The organism is Alteromonas naphthalenivorans (genome assembly GCF_000213655.1).
Lineage (GTDB): Bacteria > Pseudomonadota > Gammaproteobacteria > Enterobacterales > Alteromonadaceae > Alteromonas > Alteromonas naphthalenivorans.
The window spans coordinates 2,964,975-2,986,512 of record NC_015554.1 but is presented as its reverse complement, the minus strand read 5'-3'; the positions used below and the strand labels follow the sequence as shown (position 1 = coordinate 2,986,512).

The window sequence follows — 21,538 nt, the reverse complement described above, 5'->3', positions numbered from 1 at the left end:
TTGCGTTAATTTCCTAAAGGCCTCATAAACGTTACCTGGGTAGATTGATGTCATCAAATAAAGGCTTCAGCGACGACGAATTAAATGATGCAAAACCTTGGGATTTGCCCTTCGTTGAACAGCCCGAAAAGCCACAAGATAAAGACAAAACCAATGCGCTAAATTTCCGTTCAGATTGGAAATACGAGCCACCGGAAGAGGAAGAAGCTGAAATTCTTCCTCCTACTGCACAAGAAATTGAAGCGATTAGACAAGCTGCTCATGATGAAGGCTATGGACAAGGCAAGGCGCAAGGTTTCGAAGAAGGTAAAGCCGAAGGCCTAGAATTAGGGCTTAGTGAAGGACGTGAGTCTGGTCACGCAGAGGGTCTTGAACAAGGGTTAGAAGAAGGTAAGGGCTTAATTTCTGCGCAAGTTGAAATCTGGCAGCAACTTATCGAAAAGCTTCATACGCCATTGTCACAAGCCAACGACGAAACCCGCGACCAGCTAGTAAAGCTTGCAGTTACCCTTGCTAAGTCGGTGATTAAAACCGAAATCACATCGAATCATCAAGTGATTTTACAAGCGCTTAGCGAAGGAATGAAAGCCCTGCCGGTTAATCAAACTCGGTATCAAATTCATATGCATCCTGATGATATAGCGTTAGTAACCGAACATTATTCTGAAGCTACATTGAAAGAGAAAGAGTGGCAATTCATTGAAGCGCCTACGATGGAGCGCGGTGGCTGCGACATTGCAACTGAACAAAACGCCGTAGATGTTTCCATTGAACGCCGCTGTCGCGATGTCATTGATAAATTCATGGTGAATCAGGGTTTATCAGATGAGTAGCCCTTGGCATGCACATTTTGATAGTTTGCAGAAACAAGTGTCATCGCCGCCTATTGTGGCGGCAGGTAAACTTGTCAGAGGCATAGGCCTTACACTGGAAGCAGTTGGGTGCCAACTACCAGTCGGTAGTCAGTGTCTTGTGCAAACTATTGAGGGCGAAATTGAAGCCGAAGTGGTGGGGTTTGGTGCCGATATTACTTATTTAATGCCCACCGAAGCCGTACGGGGCATAGTGCCAGGAAGTCGGGTAATGCCGCTAAATCGACAAAGTGGTCTTGCTGTGGGTATGGGGCTGTTGGGTCGTGTTGTCGATGGCAACGGTAACCCTTTAGACGGACTTGGCGAAATTAAAACTGAAACCCGCGTACCTACTACGCGCCCTCCTATCAACCCTTTAATTCGCCGCGCTATTACCCAACCTATGGATGTGGGTGTTCGCGCCATTAATGCATTGAATACCGTTGGCGTAGGTCAACGTATGGGGCTCTTTGCGGGCAGTGGCGTGGGGAAAAGTGTTTTACTCGGTATGATGACCCGGGGCTGCGAAGCCGACGTGGTTGTGGTTGGCTTAGTGGGAGAACGGGGCCGAGAAGTAAAAGAATTTATCCACGATATCTTAACCGAAGAAGAACGTGCCCGCGCGGTAGTGGTAGCAGCGCCTGCTGACACTTCACCGTTAATGCGCTTAAAGGGCTGCGAAACAGCAGTTACCATTGCTGAATACTTTCGCGATCAAGGTTTAAAAGTATTACTGCTTATTGACTCTCTTACTCGTTATGCCATGGCCCAACGTGAAATTGCATTAGCGGTAGGTGAACCACCCGCAACAAAAGGCTATCCACCTTCAGTATTTGCCAGGTTACCCGCATTGGTAGAAAGGGCTGGTAACGGCAGCGAGAAACAAGGGTCTATTACGGCGTTTTATACGGTATTGACCGAAGGTGACGATTTGCAAGATCCAATCGCCGATGCTGCAAGGGCTATTTTAGATGGTCACGTTGTGTTATCGCGCACTCTCGCTGATAGCGGTCATTACCCTGCCATCGATATTGAAGCTTCTATTAGCCGTGTTATGCCTATGGTGGTCAGTGATGAACATCAACAAATGGCACGCAGAGTAAGGCAAGTTTATTCAAACTATAAACAAAACCAAGACCTCATTTCCATTGGTGCTTATGCCAAAGGTTCAGATCCTCGCATCGACCTAGCCATACGAGCAGAGCCTGCAATTAACGCGTTCCTGCAGCAAGGTATGAAGAACGTGTTGCCTTATGATGAATGTTTAGAGGGCATGGCTGCATTAGCGAAAGGCTTGGGACAAGGGTAATCAATTATGTCTAAACAACTAGAGCGTCTGGCTGAGTTTGAACGAGAAAGAGAGCAACGCATTGCGCAAATGTTCCAACAAGCGCAGCAAAATGTGATGCAGCAGAAACAAAAGCTCACCAGCCTCGAGCAATATAGAATTGATTACTTAAAAGGCATTCAGCAAACGGGAAAGGCGGGTGTGACTGCTACCCATTACCAACAGCATTTATCGTTTGTAGGCAAATTAGATAAGGCCTGTGAACAGCAAATGAATGTGATAGCACAAGCGAATATGGCTGCCGATCAACGCAAGCAGCTTTGGCTTAAGCAGCAGCAAAAAGTGAAAGCGGTAGAGTTGCTTCTTAATAAACGCCATTTAGCTAAAGTGGCAAAAGAAGCGAGGGCAGAGCAAGCCATGATGGACGAATTTGCCACACAGAAATTTTTTAGAAGCGGAAAAACATTCTTCTAGCCAGTTTATCCAATTTGCTACTTACCCGAAGTCGTTCAATTCTTTCGATTTTTTAAATACCTCGTCATTTAATCTCCACAATGGAACACTCTTTGCAAATTCGTTAGTCATTAATGTGTTTATTCGCCTAATTTGAATACTGATACGGAAGCTTTTATAAGTTAAGTGTCGGTCTACAGCCCACGGACACTGGGGTTGTAGAGACAAAACGATTCAATCTGGGTTTTCATGGTTCTGACTTTTAAAGTCATAGCAGGACGGTAAAAATATGATGCAACAAGTTGCCGCACAAAAAACAGACATTGCCGCATTGCCTTTCTCTGCTTCGTCAACGGCAAAAGCCGTAGAAGCTGGCATGGGTGCAGAGGATTCATCGCAGAATAATAACGCGTTTGAAGCTGCGTATATTCAAGCTAAAGAATCGAGTGCAAAATCTCTCGAGGCCCAAAACAAAGGTCATTCCTCGCGACAGACCAGCACCTCAGTGAGCGACAGTGCAAACCCTGCTATCGATAAGAAATCAGCTGATAGACATGCGTCTGACCCAGAAAGGGGGAACGTTGATTTACCTCCGGTGAAAGATGACGAAGCGCAAGCGCGAAATGGTGATCAAGCAGACAAAAAAGCCCAAGAGGGCGACTTAACATCACCTGATGAAGACACGGATGAATTAATCATTGCCGATGCACAGTCACGTCGAATCGACACTGACACAAAGAAAGATGGCTCACTCCTTATTGATGGTAAAGGCACAGGCAAAGAGGACAGCAAAGGCGTTGGCAAAGACGAAAGCCAAAATGGCAGCGACAACAAAAAAGACTTCTTTGGCGGCCATATTGATTTACCGCCCGAAGAGTTAACAAGTATTGGAAACGGGGATAGCGAAAGCCCCACAGATTGGATTGAGTATGTCACATCCATGATGGGCGCGTCTGGCGATGACAACGTTATTTCAGATGCAGAGGCTACCGCGATCACTGATGATTTATTAGACGCAGGCGAGATAGAGGATGCCGAATTAGCCGCGAAGCAATTAGCACAAGCTTTGCTAGCGGGTGATGAATTGGCGGGCGAGGATGTATTAAGTGCGTTGGCGTCTAATAACGGTAGTAACGAAAGCGATGCAGCAGTAAACGGTACATTAACCTCGACGAATCTTCCTGAGGATGTTGATACAAGCTCAGCAACAGAAATAACCGCTTATTTAATGAGCTTGCTAGAGAATCAAGCCGGTGAGGAACTTGGTCAAGATGCAGGCGAAGGGCTTAGTAGTGAAACCTTAGAAGCAGTAAAAGCACTCACCGCGGCCTTATTGGCTAAAGCAAATGAAAACGCTGCAACAAGCGATGTCGATGCAGGGCAGTCTGAAAAAGTCGACCCATTAGCCAACCTGCTTGCGCAGTTTTTAGGTGATGCTAGCGAAAATGGCGAAGAAACTTCTGATGCTCAAACACAGAATTCAGAGCACGCGCTATTAGTCGAACAAGAAGCCGCAGATGAACAAGCCTTGAGTGCCGATGAGGCGTTAGTATTAAGTCTTCTTCAAGAGCAAGTTACTGCGCAAACTGACACCAAAGAGACGCTAAATGCAGCGCTAGCCAACGGTGTTTCAAGCCAATCTACTGCATCAACGCAAACGAATAGCAACCCTATCGATACAGTCTCTACAGAAGCTAGCGATATACTTACCGATAGCCAAGGCGAGTCTTTATTGCAGTCAATTGCGATGATGTCACCAGAAAGTGCGCAAAAGGCGGCTGAAGCATTTGCCGAACGCGTAGCGGCATCATTACCTACTGCGACAACCGCAGCCCAACAGCAAGCGGTTAAATCTAACTTGATTGCTGGCATAAACGAGTTTCAGCAACAAGTCGCTCAAGGGCGTGAGCCAGGAATAGATCTTTCGGCACTTGTAGCCGATGCAGCGTCTGAAGCAGGGTTAACACAAACACAAATGCAAAATGTAGCGGGGCAAACTGATGCGCTCGCAGGCCAATTTATGCAATTGGTAAACGGCACCCAGCAAAGCGCTCATCAAGCATTGCAAAGTGAGCTCGTCAGTATCGATTCTCACATGAATGAAAACAACCAAGTTCGCGCGGAGTCGACCAAATCTCAGCTTCAATTTGAGGGCGCTGACAAACCGGTCAATATTTTAAAGCCTGAAGGTCAGCAACAATTGCATGAGAAAATTCGTTGGATGGTGAATGCGCGAAACAGTATGGCAGAAATTAGGCTCGATCCGCCTGAACTGGGCAGTATGCAGGTACGAGTGAATGTATCGGGTGATGCAGCCAGTGTGAGCTTCATTGTGCAGTCACAGCACGCTAAAGATGCACTAGCCGATGCCATGCCTAGGTTAAAAGATATGCTAGCAGAACAAGGCATTAATTTAGGTGAATCAGAAGTGCGTAAAGATAACTCATCACAAAATGGTGATGGAAGTGGCCAGCAACTTGCAGGTAACGGTGTACCTAGCCAAGATATCGACGGTGAGTTCGACGAGGGTTCCACGGTGATAGAGCAGTCTGTCACAAGGGAAGCGAAAGGCGGTATAGACTATTACGCTTAGTAGGTTGATAGCGAAGGCAAAGACTTAAGTAGGGTTGATGTACAATTGCGCTATCTGCTATAAGAACTGCAAATTTATGCAGGCTTACGTTGCCATTTGCGTCGTAAGCCTGATAATACGAGTTCCTCGTGGGATATTGACGGATTAGACATGGCTGAAGAAGAGTTACAGATTGAAGAAGGTGGTAAAAAGAAAGGCAAAATGATGCTGATTATTATTATCGCCGTAGTGTTAGTTGGCGGTGGTGCAGCAGCCTATTTTCTTTTATTCGCTGGTGGTGAAGAGCCTGTAGCTGCAGAGCAACTTGCCGAAACCGACGAGCAAGCCGCCACTGAAGCCGCGGCCCCAGGTGGAAGCGCAGAAGTAGGTACCGCCTTGTACGTTGCTATGCCGCGCCCTTTCGTGTTTAACGTTCCGGGTACAGGTCGAGACCGATTAGTACAAATTAAAGTGCAGCTTCTAGTGCGGGGCTCAGACAACGAAGAGTTGGCTAAAACCCACATACCGTTAATTGAAGGCACTTTGCTGCAAGTCTTTAGTACATCAAATGCCGATGATTTGGTGACTGAAGCAGGAAAAATTGAACTGCGTGAACAAGCGGTGACTGAAGTACAAAAAGTGCTTAAAGACATCGCGGGAAGTGATGTGGTTGAGCGTGTGCTCTTCACTGGTTTTGTGATGCAATAACAGGTAGATAACTGTGAGTGATTTATTATCTCAAGATGAAATCGATGCCCTTCTACACGGGGTAGACGATGTAGAAGAAGACGAGGTTGGCGATGCCGACTCCGATGCTTCTACGCTAGAGTACGACTTCTCGTCACAGGATAGGATTGTTCGTGGGCGTATGCCTACACTGGAAATCGTTAATGAACGCTTTGCCCGTCACATGCGGGTGAGTTTGTTCAACATGATGCGCCGCTCTGCGGAAGTGTCAATTAACGGTATTCAAATGATTAAGTTCGGTGAGTACATTCATACCTTGTTTGTACCTACTAGCTTGAACATGGTGCGGTTTCGCCCGCTTAAAGGTACCGGCCTTATTACCATGGAAGCCCGCTTGGTTTTCATTCTGGTAGATAACTTCTTTGGAGGTGATGGCCGCTATCATGCAAAAATTGAAGGGCGGGAATTTACGCCAACAGAGCGGCGTATTATTCAAATGCTGCTTAAGATTATTTTTGAAGATTATAAAGAAGCGTGGGCGCCAGTAATGGACGTGTCTTTTGAGTATTTAGACTCAGAAGTAAACCCCGCGATGGCGAACATTGTGAGCCCCACTGAAGTGGTGGTGATTAGCTCGTTTCATATAGAGCTTGACGGTGGTGGTGGTGATTTCCACGTGTCACTTCCATACTCAATGCTAGAGCCTATCCGCGAATTGCTAGATGCGGGTGTGCAAAGTGATAAAGAAGACACTGATTTACGTTGGAGTAAAGCGCTTCGCGATGAAATCATGGACGTAAAAGTGGCACTGACAACCCACATGCTTGATGTGGATGTGTCATTACGCCAAGTAATGGAATTTAAGCCAGGAGAAATTATTCCTGTGGAAATGCCAGAAACCATTACTGTGCTAATTGAAGATTTACCTACGTTCAGAGCTAAGCTAGGTCGCTCACGAGATAACTTAGCCCTGAAGATAGTAGAAAAGATTGCAAGACCGACTTCTGTGAAGTCTGAGCTACAATTATTAACCCGCGGCGGGCGCATTATAGATAATGATGCCGAGCTGCAAGTACTCGAAGAAGACCTGTAAGGTGAGGGGAATATCCCATGAGTGAAGACGGTATGGACGATTGGGCTGCCGCCATGGCGGAGCAAGCCGATTCTGAGGCTGACGATCAGGAAAATGATGATGTTCAGGTTGCAGAACTCGACGAATTAACCGACGACACACCCATAACCCAAGAAGAGAAAAAGAAGCTGGATACCATTTTGGATATTCCAGTCACTATCTCGATGGAAGTAGGGCGTAGTCAAATAAGTATCCGAAATCTGCTACAGTTGAACCAGGGATCTGTGGTGGAGCTGGACCGAGTTGCTGGTGAGCCATTAGATGTATTGGTAAATGGCACGTTGATTGCTCATGGTGAAGTAGTAGTGGTCAACGATAAATTCGGTATTCGGTTAACGGATGTTATTAGTCAAATCGAGAGAATCAAGAAGCTTCGATAAATCTTCTTACATAGCAAGGGGTTGCGCAATGCTGCCCCTTATATTTACGCAAGTAGTGAATGCGCAATCTACCCAATCAATCACTAACCCCACCTCTGTAGTGTCAATTTTTCTATCACTTCTTTTAGTGGTTGGAATTATTTTTGCGCTTGCTTACCTCATGCGTCGATTTAATGTCGGTAACATGGGTAGTGGGCAAATGAAGGTGGTCGCCAGTATGGTGGCAGGCACTAAAGAAAAAATAATGGTTATTCAGGTGGGCGATGAACAGCACCTAGTGGGCGTGACCAGTCATAATATTTCCCATTTAAGTAAACTTGAAAAGCACTTAGACACGCCAGTCGCAAATGGGCAGCAAGGCAGCGGTGACGCATTTAAACAAAAGCTGGTTGCCGCCATGGCAGGTAAGCTGAACCCTTCAATAAAGGAAGATAAAAACGATGCGTAAGTTTTGGACCGCATTTTTTGTAGTGTTAGCTTCTTGGGTGATTGCTGAGCCTGCACTGGCACAGCAAGGAATTTCAGCCGTGACCGTTGTGACTAATGACGATGGGTCGCAAGATTACACTATGACGTTACAAGCGCTGTTTATCATGACAGCGCTCAGTCTTATTCCTGCATTCATCATGATGATGACCTCGTTCACCCGCATCATAGTGGTGTTATCAATTTTGCGCCAAGCGATTGGTTTGCAGCAATCTCCTTCTAACCAAATTTTGGTTGGGGTGAGTTTGTTTTTGTCTATGTTTATTATGGCGCCGGTGTTTGAAGAAATTAATGAACGCGCATTGCAGCCTTATCTGTCGGAACAAATGACAAGTTTGGATGCCATAGAGCAAGCTAAAGGGCCTATGCGCGCCTTTATGCTGTCGCAAACCCGAGTGAAAGATTTAGAAACCTTTGTGCGTATTGCTGGTGATGAGGGGAAATATGCAGATACAGACGAAGTACCGCTAACTATCCTTATTCCTGCGTTCGTGACCAGCGAGCTAAAAACCGCGTTCCAAATCGGATTTATGTTGTTTATTCCGTTTCTTATTATCGACCTTGTTGTGGCCTCAATATTGATGGCCATGGGTATGATGATGCTGTCGCCCATGATTGTTTCACTGCCATTTAAACTCATGTTGTTTGTGTTAGTTGATGGCTGGAATCTAATATTTGGCACACTGGCTACCAGCTTCGGTATGGGTGTGTAGGAGGGCTTATGTCTCCAGAAGTCTTTGTTGAAATACTCCGCGAAGCCATGTTTATGGTTATCGTTCTGGTGTCTGCGGTTATTGTTCCAAGTCTTATTGTAGGGTTAGTGGTTGCTGTGTTTCAGGCTGCTACCTCAATTAACGAGCAGACCATGAGTTTCTTGCCGCGCTTACTTGTTACCTTACTAGCGCTTAGCTGGGGTGGTAACTGGTTAGTACAAAAGTTAATGGACTTCACTTTCCACATGGTAGAAATGATACCTCAGGTTGTCGGTTAATATGGTCGTTGAACTGGCTACCATCAATCAGTTTCTTGCTGATTTAATGCTGCCTTTTATGCGCATTAGTGGCCTGTTTGTGGCGATGATTGGCTTAAGTGCACAATCTATTCCTCCGCAAGTTCGTGCTCTGCTTGGCATTATGCTGACCCTTATTATCATGCCGGTAGTGCCGCCAGCCCCAGTAGACGACCTCGTCAATTTGGGAACCTTTATTTTGGGCATTCAGCAGTTGTTAATTGGTGTCGCTATCGGGTTTGTTTCCATGATGGTGCTAAATACCTTTGTACTGGCTGGGCAAATTATCGCGATGCAAACGGGTTTAGGTTTCGCCTCAATCGTAGACCCAGTCAATGGTATTAACGTGCCAGCCGTAGGCCAATTTTACTTAATTCTAGCTACCTTGCTTTTTTGGACCTTAGACGGGCATCTAGCGATGATCCACATGATTGTGTTGAGCTTTCATGCGTTCCCAATAGGAGAAGCATGGTGGACAGGGGAGCAGTTTAGGGAAATTGCTCACTGGGGCGGTTGGATGTTTGTTTCAGCGATTACACTGTCCTTGGCGCCCATTGTTTCCCTACTTATAGTAAATTTAGCGTTTGGCGTAATGACTAAAGCAGCGCCTCAACTTAATATTTTCAGTATCGGTTTTTCTATTGCACAAGTAATGGGGTTGCTTATCATTTGGATAACCCTAGACAACTTTACCGCGCATTTTGAAACACAGTGGCTGCGGGCAGAGCAGTTTATGTGTCAACTTCTTAGGATTTGCCCATGAAAATAAGTCAGGTGATATATGGCTGATTCAGATTCTAGCGAAAAAACAGAAGACCCCACGGGGAAAAAACTCGAAGACACCCGAAAAAAAGGGCAGATAGCCCGATCCCGAGAGCTATCCACAACCTTAGTGTTAGTGGTCAGTGCCTTTATGTTTTTGTTCGTTGGAGGCTGGATTGCCGAGTCGGTATTTAAGCTGACGCAGCGTATGTTTGTTCTGTCTCGAGATGAAACCTACGATACCACCCATATGTTTGGTGCATGGGGCGAAGCAATTTCGACAGTCAGTGTACCTGTATTGCTTTATATGACGGTGGCCATGTTAGCCGGAATATATGGCTCTATTGCGTTAGGCGGCTACAACTTCACCTGGGAAGGTGCCAAATTTAAAGGCTCTAAAATGAGCCCGCTTAGTGGGTTTAAGCGTATGTTTGGCATGAATGGTTTGGTTGAGTTAATTAAATCTATCGCCAAAGTGGTTGTTATTGTGGGAATGGCGTTAGGCGCACTGCTGTTTTTTGAAGACGAAGCACTGCACCTAGATTTAGAGCTGTACCCGGGGAATATTTTTCACGCGTTAGATATGTTGAAATGGGCCTTTATCATGTTGGTTTGCGGCATGATACCTATTGCACTTATTGATGTGCCTTATCAGATTTATAAGCACAACAAAGAAATTAAGATGACTAAGCAAGAGGTGAAAGACGAGCGTAAAAACTCTGAAGGTGATCCTCTGGTAAAAGGGCGCATCCGTCGCTTGCAGTATCAAGCTGCCACAAAGCGCATGATGCAAGAAGTTCCTCAGGCCGATGTGGTGGTAACCAACCCAACTCATTACTCTGTAGCAATTAAATATGATGACAGTGGTAATCGTGCCCCCGTCGTTGTGGCAAAAGGCACAGATGAATTAGCCATGCATATTCGTAAAATAGCCACCGCCAACGATGTACCGCTTATTCCATCGCCCATGCTAGCCCGAGCCGTTTACTACTCTACAGAGATTGACGGTGAAGTGCCTAACGCCTTGTTTATGGCGGTAGCGCAAGTATTAGCCCATGTTTATCAGTTAAAAGCACACAGAGCGGGTAAAGGAAAACGACCCAAACCGCTTAAGCGTGATTTACCCATACCACCAGAGCTGCGCCGTTAGGGCGCTGCTTTTGGCCTAAATTAGCGTTAAATTTTTTGCTGAAATATCGCTAAAACCAGGGCGCAAAGTGATCCCCTCTTAATTGTAGTTCTGCAAATTGCGCCCCTCCTACTTACGTTTAATCAGTTTTGAATAAAGCTGGCACGGTAGTTGTAATACTCATTGAAAGATAGCGTTAAGCGTCAATTTTCCGATAGAGAGACTCCCTGTAATGCAGTTATCCGGTTACCTTCAGCGATTCGATAAAAGTCAGCTGCAGAACATTACCAGTGGCTTAGGCGCTCCCATTGTTCTTCTTGCCATTATGGGCATGGTTATTCTTCCCATGCCGCCATTTCTGCTCGACGTATTGTTCAGCTTTAATATAGCCCTGTCTTTAGTCATTATTTTGGTGGCAGTATTAACGCAAAAGCCAGTTGATTTCGGTATTTTTCCCCTAGTATTACTTATCGCTACTGTTTTGCGCTTAGCGCTAAACGTGGCCTCTACCCGTGTGGTATTGCTTTATGGGCATGAGGGGGGCGATGCGGCTGGTAAGGTTATCGAAGCATTTGGTGCGGTGGTTATTGGCGGCAACTATGCAGTGGGTGTGGTGGTCTTTGCTATCTTGCTTATTATCAACTTTAAAGTAGTCACCGCCGGTGCTGGGCGTATTTCAGAAGTAAGTGCCCGCTTTACGCTTGATGCCATGCCAGGTAAGCAAATGGCTATTGATGCCGATTTGAATGCGGGTTATATCGACCAAGATCAGGCGCGTGCTCGCCGAGAAGAAATAACCGCCGAAGCAGACTTTTATGGCTCAATGGACGGTGCGTCAAAATTTGTGAAAGGTGATGCGGTCGCCGGACTCTTTATCATGCTTATCAATATTGTGGGTGGCCTTTTTATAGGCATGATTCAACACGGATTAAGTTTTGGTAACGCCATCGAGGTATACACCATTTTAACCATTGGTGACGGTTTGGTGGCGCAAATACCCTCACTGTTACTGTCTGTGGCTACCGCTATTATTGTTACTCGTGAAAACGAAACCCAAGAAATGGGCAAAGAAATACGTAGTCAATTAGGTAACAGCCAAGCCCTTTATATTGCCTCTGGTGTTTTATTTGTCATGGGGATTATTCCTGGTATGCCTCATTTGGCCTTTATTGGGTTTTCAGTGCTTATCGCTGGTTACGCTTATTGGCAGGGTGTTGCGGCTAAACGCGAGGCAGAAAAACCTAAAACCCCAGCGAATATCGTGAAAGATGACACTGTTGCGCCCGAAATAAAAGAGCTTGGGTGGGATGATGTGCAGCACGTAGATACCATCGGTTTAGAAGTCGGGTACCGATTAATCCCCTTAGTAGATAAGTCTCAGGGCGGAGAACTGCTCACTCGTATCAAAGGGGTGCGTAAGAAGTTATCTCAAGAGTTAGGCTTTCTTATTCCACCGGTGCACATTCGCGATAATTTAGATTTAGAACCTAATTTATACACCATTGCGATGTTGGGCGTAACTATTGGCGATGCGCAAATAAGTCACGATGAAGAACTTGCGATTAATCCGGGTCAAGTATTTGGCAAGCTGGAAGGCCGTGCAACCAAAGACCCTGCCTTTGGCTTAGATGCGGTATGGATAAAACCGAATAAGCGTGAGCATGCGCAAACACTGGGTTATACCGTGGTTGATGCTGCTACTGTGGTTGCTACTCATTTAAGTCAATTGCTGACAAACAACGCCTACCAACTACTTGGACATGAAGAAGCGCAGCAGCTTCTAGATATGCTAGCTAAGCAGCATCCTAAACTAGTTGAAGGGTTAGTGCCTGATATTCTGCCGTTAAGCACCATTGTTAAAGTGCTGCAAACCTTGCTGTTTGAAGGAGTGCCTATTCGTGACATGCGTACCATTGTACAAACCTTGAGCGAATACGGCCCGCGTAGCCAAGACCCAGATGTACTAGTGTCTGCGGTACGTATTGCGCTTAAACGCCTAATCACCCAAGAAATTACCCAAGGTGCGAAAGAGATACCCGTCATAACCTTGGCGCCAGAGTTGGAACAGATGTTGCACCAGTCATTACAAGCAGGTGGCGAAGATGGCGCTGGTATAGAACCAGGACTGGCCGATAAGCTGCAAAAATCATTGCAGCAAGCTAGTCAGCAACAAGAATTAGAAGGTGAGCCTGCAGTACTTCTCACTTCCGGTATGTTGCGCCCCGTACTATCTCGCTTCTTAAAGTATTCGGTCGCGGGTTTACATGTACTTTCCTATCAGGAAGTACCCGACGATAAGCAGATAAAAATAGTCAGTTCGGTCGGTCAATAATCTGACACTGGGTGATTGGAGAGTTTTCAATGAAAATCAGACGTTTCTTTGGCAAAGATATGCGAGAAGCTTTAAGCCAAGTTAAAGCGGAATTGGGCAGCGATGCCGTTATCATGTCAAACCGAAAGCTTGCTGACGGTATCGAATTGGTCGCCGCTTACGATAAAGAACCGGAAGCCAAACTGTCGATTAAAAAGCCAGCGCCTAGTGCAGCAGGGCGAGCGAAAGCGGCTGTTCCAAGTCTTAGCGAAATCATCGGTGATGATGGCCCAGATAGCTTAAAAGCGCTGTTGGAAAAACAACATGGTGGCAGTATTCAAAGCCCAGCTTCAGCACCTAGTGCTAACGCTCAGCATGCCAATAAAATTGCATCACACTTAGACTTTTCAGAAGCCTTTATCGACGATGTAGAAGCCAGTCAAGTCGCCTCAGAATTCCCAAGCCATCAAGCGTCAAGTCTTAATGAAAGCATTGATAACAGCAGTGCTCCTCAGTCTGACGAATTATCTCAAATTAAAGAAGAGTTGGCGTCACTACGAAATGTGCTTCAATACCAAGTTGCTGATTTGATGGAAGCAAAAAGTCGTCGTCAGCAGCCTGTACATCATTATTTAATTCAGCGTTTAACCGACATGGGGTTAAGCCAATCATTGGCAGAGCAACTGATTAGTTATACGCCGTCGCATTACAACGAGCGTGACGCTTGGGTATATCTTTTAAACCTATTGGCTAATCGCATTAATGTGACAGGTAACGATATACTTACGCAAAAGGGCGCAGTAGCGTTAGTGGGTCCTACCGGAACAGGTAAAACCACTACAGTTGCTAAATTAGCTGCTCGTTACGCACAGAAATACGGCGCCGACTCCGTTGCCATGATTACGATTGATACCTATCGTATTGCAGCGTTTGAGCAATTAGCCACATATGGAAAAATTATTGGCTGCACAGTGCGTAAAGCACAAAGTAGTGAAGAATTATCAGATTTATTGTTTCAATTACGCCATAAGAGACTAGTGTTAATTGATACGGCAGGCTTTAGTCAACGAGATAGTCGATTAATTAAACAGATAAATCAATTTGATAACGGTCAAATGCAGCCAGTGAAAAAATACCTAGTAGCGCAAGCGAATACCCAATATGCTGCATTACAACGTATTATAGATGCGTACGAAGGGGTGGAACTTAGCGGTTGTATCTTTACAAAGCTTGATGAGTGCTACTCTCTAGGCGAAGTGCTTAGCGCAGCGGTGGAGTACCAGTTACCTGTCAGTTATGTAACAGATGGACAGAAAGTTCCTGAAGACATTAAGATTGCAGAAGCAAAATCTTTAGTATCTGCTGCTGCAAAGCTTTATAAAAAGTACGGTTTGAATCATACTACTAGTAACAATGTGGTTAAAACAGCACGAGCAGTATGATTGATGATCAAGCGAGTAGCTTACGAAAAATGAAGCAATCACGATTAATCAAAGTTATCGCCGTCACCGGAGGTAAAGGTGGCGTTGGTAAAACAAATATTACGCTAAACACAGCTATTGCTATGGCAAAGCAGGGAAAGCGGGTAATGGTATTGGATGCAGACTTAGGTCTGGCCAATGTGGATGTAATGCTAGGATTGCGAGTAGAGAAAAACCTCTCCCACGTATTATCTGGTGAGTGTACCTTGGACGATGTTCTCGTTACGGGTCCTCACGGTATAAAAATAGCACCAGCCACATCAGGTTCTCAATCAATGGCAGAGCTATCACCAACGCAGCATGCAGGACTCATAAGAGCATTCAGCGAGTTGCGCACGCCCATTGATGTGCTTATTGTGGATACCGCAGCGGGTATTTCCGATATGGTGCTAAGCTTCTCCAAAGCCTCCCAAGATATTATGGTGGTAGTGTGTGATGAGCCCACTTCACTTACCGATGCCTATGCATTAATTAAAATTCTTAACCGAGAACACGGTGTCTTTCGCTTTAAAGTGGTCGCTAACATGGTCCGCGATGTTAGAGAAGGTCAGGAACTTTTCAGCAAATTATCTAAAGTAACAGGGCGATTCTTAGATGTTGCGCTAGAATTGGTAGCAACAGTTCCTTTTGACGAGAACATACGCCGAGCAGTACGTAAGCAAACGTCAATTGTAGATGCTTATCCAAGTTCTCCGGCAGCAGTGGCGATTAGCCAGCTAGCAGCCAAAGCAGGATCATGGCCTATACCTGCGCAACCGGGTGGCCATTTAGAATTTTTTATTGAGCAACTAATAGCAGATAAAGCAGTAGGAAGTCAGCGTTGAATAGCAAAGCAGCCGCTTATCAACAGCAAACAGACAAGTCACAATTAGTTGAGCGTCACGCTTCGCTAGTGAAGCGGATAGCACACCACTTAATGGCGAGACTACCAGCCAGTGTTCTTGTCGATGATTTAATCCAGTCAGGTATGATTGGACTGCTAGAAGCTGCACGAAACTTTGACGGTTCCAAAGGGGCAAGTTTCGAAACCTTTGCAGGTATTCGTATTCGTGGCGCCATGCTTGATGAAATAAGAAAAGGTGATTGGACTCCTCGTTCCGTTCATAAAAACGGTAGGGCAATCACAGAAGCCATCTCTCAAGTTGAAGGTGAAACAGGCCGAGACGCGCGAGATGTAGATATTGCAGCTAAAATGAATGTTAGCATGCAAGATTATCATCAAATGCTGAACGAAGTGAATGCCGGAAAATTGGTGGGGATTGAAGACCTTGGGGTTTCTGAAGATGTCATTTCTACAGAAAAAAACCGAGGCAGCGACGCACCGTTAGAAGATTTGATGCAAGGGGCTTTCCAAAAAGCGCTAGCACATGCTATTACTACATTACCCGAACGGGAAGCGATTGTACTTTCTTTATACTATGATGAAGAACTGAATCTTAGAGAAATAGGCGAAGTTCTTGATGTTAGTGAATCGCGAGTAAGTCAAATTCATAGTCAGGCCATGTTAAAACTCAAATCACGAATGAAATCGTGGCAAGTTGACGAAGAATAGAAATTAATAACAATTAACCCCTCATTGGAGGCTATTTTGGATAAAAGTATGAAAATTCTCGTGGTTGACGATTTTTCTACCATGAGACGTATCATAAAGAACCTGCTAAAAGATTTGGGTTTTGCCAATATCCAGGAAGCGGACGACGGTAACACCGCGCTGCCTATGCTACAACAAGGTGATTTTGACTTTGTTGTAACAGATTGGAATATGCCAGGTATGCAAGGTATCGACTTATTACGCGCTATACGTGCCGACGATAAGTTGAAACACCTACCGGTTCTTATGGTGACAGCAGAAGCGAAGAAAGAACAAATCGTTGCCGCAGCGCAAGCTGGTGTGAATGGTTATGTTGTTAAACCTTTCACTGCCGCTACGTTGAAAGAAAAATTAGATAAAATCTTCGAACGTTTAGGTTGATCCAGACGCTCACCAGAGAAATGAGGTTTACTGGATGTCGACAAATGAAAGTGTCTCCATAACGCTCGAAGAAGCCAAAAAATTGGTAGCGTATCTTGAAGAGGGCGATAACGCATCAGCGAACGCTGTCTTAGAAGCTGTTTCGATGAAAGAGTCCATTGAGCTCTTTGCTGAAGTGGGTAAATTAACGCGTCAACTTCATGACTCGTTGAATAACTTCCAAATCGATGAACGTATTAAAAATTTAACCGTTGATGACATTCCTGATGCGCAAACGCGACTGATGTACGTTATCGAAGAAACGGAAAAAGCTGCCAATACCACCATGGACGCAGTTGAAGAGAGTATGCCAATTGCTGAAGTGCTCTCTACCCGTATCGAAAAAATTATGCCGGAATGGAAGAAACTGATGAATCGTCAACTTGAGTTGGGCGAATTCAAAGTTTTATGTGCAGATTTAGACGAATTGCTAGAAGACGGATCGAAACAATCAGCTAAGCTTACATCATTGCTTACCGAAGTGTTAATGGCACAAGGTTATCAAGATCTTACCGGTCAAGTTATTCGCAGAGTGATTGAACTCGTAAAAGAAGTGGAAGATAGCTTAGTTAATATGCTGACGATGTTCGGTGAACCCGAACAGGCGGAGCAAGACAAGCCATTGGAAGCGAAAGTCGAAAAAGTTAACAAGATCGATAGTGTCGAAGCCGAAGGTCCAATTATTGATGCAGACCAACGCGATGATGTGGTATCTGGCCAAGATGACGTAGATGATCTTTTGTCTAGCTTAGGTTTTTAGGGGAGCGGGCGCATGGCGTTTGATGTTGACGAGGATATATTACAGGACTTTCTAGTTGAAGCTGGGGAGATCCTTGAACAATTACAAGAACAGCTCGTTGATCTGGAAAATAATCCTGAAGATGCAGATTTACTGAATGCTATCTTCCGTGGTTACCATACCGTAAAAGGTGGCGCCGGCTTTTTGTCGCTTACCGAATTAGTTGAAATTTGCCATGGTGCAGAAAACGTTTTCGATGTAATGCGAAACGGACAACGTACTCTTACGCCTGAATTAATGGATACCATTCTTCAGGCCACCGATGTAGTAGTCGATATGTTTGAGCGTGTTAAAGCGCAAGAACCACTAATTCCTGCAGACGCAAAGTTAGTTGATTTGCTGCATAAGTTAAGCACCCCAGAAACCCCAGACGAAAACATCTTTGGTGACAGTAGTGAAGCGGCTGAAGTCCCCGCTGCCGAAGAAGAATTCGCGTTAGAAGAAGCGCCTGTACCTGAAGCGCCTGCCGCAAGTAGCGATGGCGGCATCGACGAGATTTCTGAAGATGAATTTGAAGCCTTGCTGGATGAACTTCATGGTTCAAATGCCCCAGGTAAATCTGCGAAAGCAGAACCAAAAGCGGCAGCCCCCGCGGTTGGTGGTTCAGGTGATGATATTACCGACGATGAATTTGAAGCACTGCTAGACGAATTGCACGGTAAAGGTAAATTCAAAGAAGAAGAACCAGCGCCTGTAGCTGCGCCGAAAGCGGCAGCGCCTAGCGGTGAAGAAATTACCGACGATGAATTTGAAGCATTGCTTGACCAATTACATGGTTCAGGACAAGGCCCTACAGCGCAAGGTGCTGAACCAGCAGCAAATACGCCGCCCGTAGATAAAAAGGCGACAGAAGCAATTCAGAAAGCCAAGGCAGAGCAATCTGCCGCTAGTACGCCGGCTAAATCAACGCCTGCCGCAAAAGCGCCAGCGCCTAGTCCAGCAGCTAAAAAAGCGTCAGAGCCCGCTAAACCAGCGGCTAAGAAAGACGACAAAAAAGCAACCCCAGCACCTCCTCAAGCAGAAACTACAGTTCGTGTTGATACCAAGCGCCTAGACCAAATTATGAATATGGTTGGCGAGTTAGTATTAGTACGAAATCGTTTGCTGAGTTTAGGAATAACCAATGCCGACGAAAGTATGTCGAAGGCAATTGCTAACCTAGATGTGGTGACGGGTGATTTGCAGGGTGCGGTTATGAAAACCCGTATGCAGCCAATTAAGAAAGTGTTTGGCCGCTTCCCTCGCGTTGTTCGAGACTTAGCACGTAGTTTGAAAAAAGAAATTACCTTGGAATTGGAAGGTGAAGAGACAGATTTAGATAAAAACTTGGTAGAAGCATTGGCTGATCCCTTAGTTCACTTAGTAAGAAACTCAGTGGATCATGGTATTGAAATGCCTGATGACCGTGCTGCTACAGGTAAAACCCGAATGGGGACCGTGAGATTATCGGCTTCTCAGGAAGGTGACCATATCTTACTTACCATTGAAGATGATGGTAAGGGGATGGATGCTGAAAAACTGAAAGAGATTGCTATAAGCCGAGGTGTTTTAGACGCCGATGCGGCTGCGCGTATGTCTGATGTTGAAGCGTTCAATCTTATTTTTGCACCTGGTTTCTCAACGAAAACTGAGATTAGTGATATCTCGGGCCGTGGTGTAGGCATGGATGTGGTTAAAACAAAAATTAACCAGCTTAACGGTACTATTAATATTGATTCCCAGCTTGGGAAAGGTACTCGACTCGATATTAAAGTCCCACTCACGCTTGCAATATTACCGACCCTAATGATTGTGGTTGGGAAACAAACGTTCGCGTTACCGTTAGGTGCGGTCAACGAAATTATCAATATGGACATCAAGAAAACCAATACGGTTGATGGCCAATTAACCATGATAGTTCGTTCTAAAGCGATACCACTGTTCTTCCTCGGAGAATGGTTGATCCGCGGACCTAAAAATATAAGCAAAGAAAAAGGTCACGTCGTCGTGGTTCAAATAGGCACCCAGCAAGTTGGATTTGTTGTTGATGCGCTAATAGGCCAAGAAGAAGTGGTGATAAAACCATTAGATGCCTTATTACAAGGAACGCCAGGTATGGCGGGAGCAACTATCACATCCGACGGTGGAATTGCACTCATCTTAGATGTTCCTAGCTTACTGAAGCGTTATGCTAAAAAGCCCTTAAAGTAAAACGGCGTAACAAATAGGAAATTAACATCCATGGTCTTTAAAGTCCTGGTCGTGGACGATTCTACTTTTTATCGTCGTCGAGTTCGCGAGATTCTCGACGATGACAGAGAGCTTGAAGTTATTGGTGAAGCTCGTAACGGGCAAGATGCACTAGATAAAATAGATACACTGCTACCTGATGTAGTCACAATGGATGTGGAAATGCCGATAATGGATGGCATTTCAGCGGTAAAAGCCATTATGGAAAAACGGCCCGTGCCTATTTTGATGTTTTCGTCGCTTACGCACCATGGTGCACAAGCGACCCTAGATGCGTTAGAAGCCGGAGCATTAGATTTTCTACCAAAGAAATTCGAAGATATCGCCCAAGACCGTAAAGACGCAGCACGACTGCTGTGTACAAAAGTAAGATTGATTGCACGGCGTGGTGTCGGTATAAAACGCCCTGTATTAAAGCGTATTGAAAGTAGGAAGTTTCCTGATAACGCGCCGAAACCAGCGTTTTTCAAGAGTTCTAATCTACTTAGCGGAAGGAAAGATGCCACGAGGCAGCCCACCGTTTCCTCGATTAAGGCTTCTGGTAAAAGGTATAAGTGTTTAGCAATTGGAGCATCTACGGGTGGACCAGTGGCATTGCAGAAGATACTGGTAGCACTGCCATCAGACTTTCCTTATCCAATTGTGTTGGTGCAACATATGCCAGGCACTTTTACTAACGCATTCGCACAGCGACTTAATTCACATTGCGATATTGCGGTTAAAGAAGCTGAACATGGTGACATATTGAAACCAGGTTGCGCTTATTTAGCGCCCGGCGGTAAACAAATGTTGATAGAGAGTTCAGGCTCTCATAAGAAAGTAGTAATTACCGACGCTAACCCGTCTGATAAAATAAACTATAAGCCGAGTGTTGATTTAACCTTCGGTTCGCTGGCCAAAGCTTATGGTGGCGATTTATTGGGTATTATATTAACTGGTATGGGTGCAGATGGGCGAGAAGGTTGCCGGTTGATGAAAGACAACGGTGCCACTATTTGGGCGCAAGATCAGGATTCATGTGTTGTTTATGGCATGCCTCAAGCGGTAGCTGTTGCAAACATATCGGTTAACAGTATTGATATAGATGATATGAGCAGCTGTATCTTAACCGAAATGACATAGCCTAAGCGCAGCGATAGTATTGCCTGTGAGTGAATGACAACCCAAGTAAATATAAGCTGGGAATTAAAACGATGAAGGTGTGGACAGTTGCAAACCAGAAAGGCGGAGTTGGTAAAACAACAACAACAGTAACCTTAGGTGGTTTGTTAGCTCAACGCGGGAAGCGGGTATTGATGGTCGACACCGATCCCCACGCCTCATTGAGTTACTATTTTGGCATAGACGCAGAGTTACTCAGTCAATCTGTCTACGACATTTTTATTAAGTCTTCTGAAATTACTGCCGATATGGTCATGGACTGTTTGTGTCCAACTAAGCTAGATAATTTGTACGTTTTGCCCGCTACCATGGCGCTAGCCACATTAGACAGAACAATGGGTAGCGAGCAAGGAATGGGCTTAGTGCTAAAAAAAGCGCTGGCCAAAGTAGAGAAAGAATTTGATGTGGTCATTATTGATTGTCCGCCAGTACTTGGTGTACTTATGGTCAACGCATTGGCAGCATGCAATAAAGTGATAGTGCCGACACAAACAGAGTATTTGGCGCTGAAAGGCTTAGACAGAATGATACGCACTATGGAAATAATGGGGCGCTCTCTTCAAAAGTCTTTTGACACTGTGATTATTCCTACTATGTTCGACAAACGCACTAACGCGGCGCTTGAATCTAGAAAGCGTTTAATGAGCGATTATGGAGAGCGGGTTTGGCAAGGTGTAATTCCCGTAGATACGCATTTTAGAGATGCGAGTTTAGTACAGTTGCCAATTTCCGCAGCATACCCGAAAACCCGAGGGGTAACGGCTTATAGCAAGTTACTTGAGGTTTTGGAGAAGTAA

21 protein-coding genes are annotated in these 21,538 nt (G+C 45.2%); all 21 read left to right on the top strand.

What is annotated here, in order from left to right; translation table 11 throughout:
• Positions 1 to 47 precede the first annotated feature (47 nt).
• The gene (gene fliH, locus AMBT_RS13075) at positions 48 to 833 is read left to right on the top strand and encodes a flagellar assembly protein FliH (RefSeq protein ID WP_013785104.1); all 786 of its coding nucleotides are present in this window, start codon (positions 48 to 50) and stop codon (positions 831 to 833) included.
• Positions 826 to 2,160, top strand: coding sequence for a flagellar protein export ATPase FliI (gene fliI / locus AMBT_RS13070; RefSeq protein WP_013785103.1), 1,335 nt, complete (start codon positions 826 to 828; stop codon positions 2,158 to 2,160). Before fliH ends, fliI begins: the two co-directional genes overlap by 8 nt.
• 6 nt (positions 2,161 to 2,166) lie before the next feature.
• Positions 2,167 to 2,613, top strand: coding sequence for a flagellar export protein FliJ (fliJ, locus tag AMBT_RS13065; protein WP_013785102.1), 447 nt, complete (start codon positions 2,167 to 2,169; stop codon positions 2,611 to 2,613).
• A 268-nt stretch (positions 2,614 to 2,881) separates the two neighbouring features.
• A complete protein-coding gene (locus AMBT_RS13060; protein ID WP_013785101.1) occupies positions 2,882 to 5,185 on the top strand; it encodes a flagellar hook-length control protein FliK in 2,304 nt (767 codons plus the stop codon).
• Positions 5,186 to 5,335: 150 nt separating this feature from the next.
• Positions 5,336 to 5,872 (top strand): flagellar basal body-associated protein FliL, encoded by a 537-nt coding sequence (gene fliL, locus AMBT_RS13055; RefSeq protein WP_013785100.1) that lies wholly within the window; start codon positions 5,336 to 5,338, stop codon positions 5,870 to 5,872.
• Positions 5,873 to 5,885: 13 nt separating this feature from the next.
• Positions 5,886 to 6,944, top strand: a complete 1,059-nt coding sequence (gene fliM / locus AMBT_RS13050; protein ID WP_013785099.1) for a flagellar motor switch protein FliM — start codon at positions 5,886 to 5,888, stop codon at positions 6,942 to 6,944.
• Between the two features lie 17 nt (positions 6,945 to 6,961).
• A complete protein-coding gene (gene fliN / locus AMBT_RS13045) occupies positions 6,962 to 7,363 on the top strand; it encodes a flagellar motor switch protein FliN (protein WP_013785098.1) in 402 nt (133 codons plus the stop codon).
• A gap of 28 nt (positions 7,364 to 7,391) precedes the next feature.
• Positions 7,392 to 7,811 carry a flagellar biosynthetic protein FliO gene (fliO, locus tag AMBT_RS13040; protein ID WP_013785097.1) on the top strand — a complete coding sequence of 140 codons (420 nt, stop codon included), beginning with the start codon at positions 7,392 to 7,394 and terminating at the stop codon, positions 7,809 to 7,811.
• Positions 7,804 to 8,562, top strand: coding sequence for a flagellar type III secretion system pore protein FliP (fliP, locus tag AMBT_RS13035; RefSeq protein ID WP_013785096.1), 759 nt, complete (start codon positions 7,804 to 7,806; stop codon positions 8,560 to 8,562). Before fliO ends, fliP begins: the two co-directional genes overlap by 8 nt.
• 8 nt (positions 8,563 to 8,570) lie before the next feature.
• Positions 8,571 to 8,840, top strand: coding sequence for a flagellar biosynthesis protein FliQ (gene fliQ, locus AMBT_RS13030; RefSeq protein WP_013785095.1), 270 nt, complete (start codon positions 8,571 to 8,573; stop codon positions 8,838 to 8,840).
• 1 nt (position 8,841) lies between these two features.
• Entirely contained in the window at positions 8,842 to 9,621 is a 780-nt protein-coding gene (gene fliR / locus AMBT_RS13025) for a flagellar biosynthetic protein FliR (protein ID WP_013785094.1), read from the top strand.
• A gap of 18 nt (positions 9,622 to 9,639) precedes the next feature.
• Positions 9,640 to 10,770, top strand: a complete 1,131-nt coding sequence (gene flhB, locus AMBT_RS13020; RefSeq protein ID WP_013785093.1) for a flagellar biosynthesis protein FlhB — start codon at positions 9,640 to 9,642, stop codon at positions 10,768 to 10,770.
• A gap of 211 nt (positions 10,771 to 10,981) precedes the next feature.
• On the top strand, positions 10,982 to 13,081 hold the full coding sequence (flhA, locus tag AMBT_RS13015) for a flagellar biosynthesis protein FlhA (RefSeq protein ID WP_013785092.1): 2,100 nt from the start codon (positions 10,982 to 10,984) through the stop codon (positions 13,079 to 13,081).
• A 29-nt stretch (positions 13,082 to 13,110) separates the two neighbouring features.
• Complete coding sequence (gene flhF / locus AMBT_RS13010) at positions 13,111 to 14,502, top strand: flagellar biosynthesis GTPase FlhF (RefSeq protein WP_013785091.1); 1,392 nt, start codon at positions 13,111 to 13,113, stop codon at positions 14,500 to 14,502.
• A complete protein-coding gene (locus tag AMBT_RS13005; protein WP_013785090.1) occupies positions 14,499 to 15,365 on the top strand; it encodes a MinD/ParA family protein in 867 nt (288 codons plus the stop codon). The genes flhF and AMBT_RS13005 overlap by 4 nt, the downstream gene beginning before the upstream one ends.
• Entirely contained in the window at positions 15,362 to 16,093 is a 732-nt protein-coding gene (locus AMBT_RS13000) for an RNA polymerase sigma factor FliA (protein ID WP_013785089.1), read from the top strand. The genes AMBT_RS13005 and AMBT_RS13000 overlap by 4 nt, the downstream gene beginning before the upstream one ends.
• Positions 16,094 to 16,129: 36 nt before the next feature.
• Positions 16,130 to 16,513, top strand: a complete 384-nt coding sequence (gene cheY / locus AMBT_RS12995) for a chemotaxis response regulator CheY (protein ID WP_013785088.1) — start codon at positions 16,130 to 16,132, stop codon at positions 16,511 to 16,513.
• Positions 16,514 to 16,547: 34 nt separating this feature from the next.
• Complete coding sequence (locus AMBT_RS12990; RefSeq protein ID WP_013785087.1) at positions 16,548 to 17,312, top strand: protein phosphatase CheZ; 765 nt, start codon at positions 16,548 to 16,550, stop codon at positions 17,310 to 17,312.
• Between the two features lie 12 nt (positions 17,313 to 17,324).
• Positions 17,325 to 19,541, top strand: coding sequence for a chemotaxis protein CheA (locus tag AMBT_RS12985; RefSeq protein WP_013785086.1), 2,217 nt, complete (start codon positions 17,325 to 17,327; stop codon positions 19,539 to 19,541).
• Positions 19,542 to 19,571: 30 nt separating this feature from the next.
• Positions 19,572 to 20,702 (top strand): protein-glutamate methylesterase/protein-glutamine glutaminase, encoded by a 1,131-nt coding sequence (locus AMBT_RS12980; RefSeq protein ID WP_013785085.1) that lies wholly within the window; start codon positions 19,572 to 19,574, stop codon positions 20,700 to 20,702.
• 71 nt (positions 20,703 to 20,773) lie between these two features.
• The gene (locus AMBT_RS12975; RefSeq protein WP_013785084.1) at positions 20,774 to 21,538 is read left to right on the top strand and encodes a ParA family protein; all 765 of its coding nucleotides are present in this window, start codon (positions 20,774 to 20,776) and stop codon (positions 21,536 to 21,538) included.

What these genes read in the sequence shown, in the direction of transcription:
- fliO (WP_013785097.1), top strand. Translation starts at nt 7,392, where the DNA reads ATGCTGCCCCTTATATTTACGCAAGTAGTGAATGCGCAATCTACCCAA.
- fliR (WP_013785094.1), top strand. Translation starts at nt 8,842, where the DNA reads ATGGTCGTTGAACTGGCTACCATCAATCAGTTTCTTGCTGATTTAATG.
- fliJ (WP_013785102.1), top strand. Translation starts at nt 2,167, where the DNA reads ATGTCTAAACAACTAGAGCGTCTGGCTGAGTTTGAACGAGAAAGAGAG.
- AMBT_RS12990 (WP_013785087.1), top strand. Translation starts at nt 16,548, where the DNA reads ATGTCGACAAATGAAAGTGTCTCCATAACGCTCGAAGAAGCCAAAAAA.
- fliP (WP_013785096.1), top strand. Translation starts at nt 7,804, where the DNA reads ATGCGTAAGTTTTGGACCGCATTTTTTGTAGTGTTAGCTTCTTGGGTG.
- AMBT_RS13005 (WP_013785090.1), top strand. Translation starts at nt 14,499, where the DNA reads ATGATTGATGATCAAGCGAGTAGCTTACGAAAAATGAAGCAATCACGA.
- fliL (WP_013785100.1), top strand. Translation starts at nt 5,336, where the DNA reads ATGGCTGAAGAAGAGTTACAGATTGAAGAAGGTGGTAAAAAGAAAGGC.
- fliQ (WP_013785095.1), top strand. Translation starts at nt 8,571, where the DNA reads ATGTCTCCAGAAGTCTTTGTTGAAATACTCCGCGAAGCCATGTTTATG.
- fliH (WP_013785104.1), top strand. Translation starts at nt 48, where the DNA reads ATGTCATCAAATAAAGGCTTCAGCGACGACGAATTAAATGATGCAAAA.
- flhB (WP_013785093.1), top strand. Translation starts at nt 9,640, where the DNA reads ATGGCTGATTCAGATTCTAGCGAAAAAACAGAAGACCCCACGGGGAAA.
- fliI (WP_013785103.1), top strand. Translation starts at nt 826, where the DNA reads ATGAGTAGCCCTTGGCATGCACATTTTGATAGTTTGCAGAAACAAGTG.
- AMBT_RS12975 (WP_013785084.1), top strand. Translation starts at nt 20,774, where the DNA reads ATGAAGGTGTGGACAGTTGCAAACCAGAAAGGCGGAGTTGGTAAAACA.
- fliN (WP_013785098.1), top strand. Translation starts at nt 6,962, where the DNA reads ATGAGTGAAGACGGTATGGACGATTGGGCTGCCGCCATGGCGGAGCAA.
- flhF (WP_013785091.1), top strand. Translation starts at nt 13,111, where the DNA reads ATGAAAATCAGACGTTTCTTTGGCAAAGATATGCGAGAAGCTTTAAGC.
- AMBT_RS12985 (WP_013785086.1), top strand. Translation starts at nt 17,325, where the DNA reads ATGGCGTTTGATGTTGACGAGGATATATTACAGGACTTTCTAGTTGAA.
- flhA (WP_013785092.1), top strand. Translation starts at nt 10,982, where the DNA reads ATGCAGTTATCCGGTTACCTTCAGCGATTCGATAAAAGTCAGCTGCAG.
- AMBT_RS13060 (WP_013785101.1), top strand. Translation starts at nt 2,882, where the DNA reads ATGATGCAACAAGTTGCCGCACAAAAAACAGACATTGCCGCATTGCCT.
- AMBT_RS12980 (WP_013785085.1), top strand. Translation starts at nt 19,572, where the DNA reads ATGGTCTTTAAAGTCCTGGTCGTGGACGATTCTACTTTTTATCGTCGT.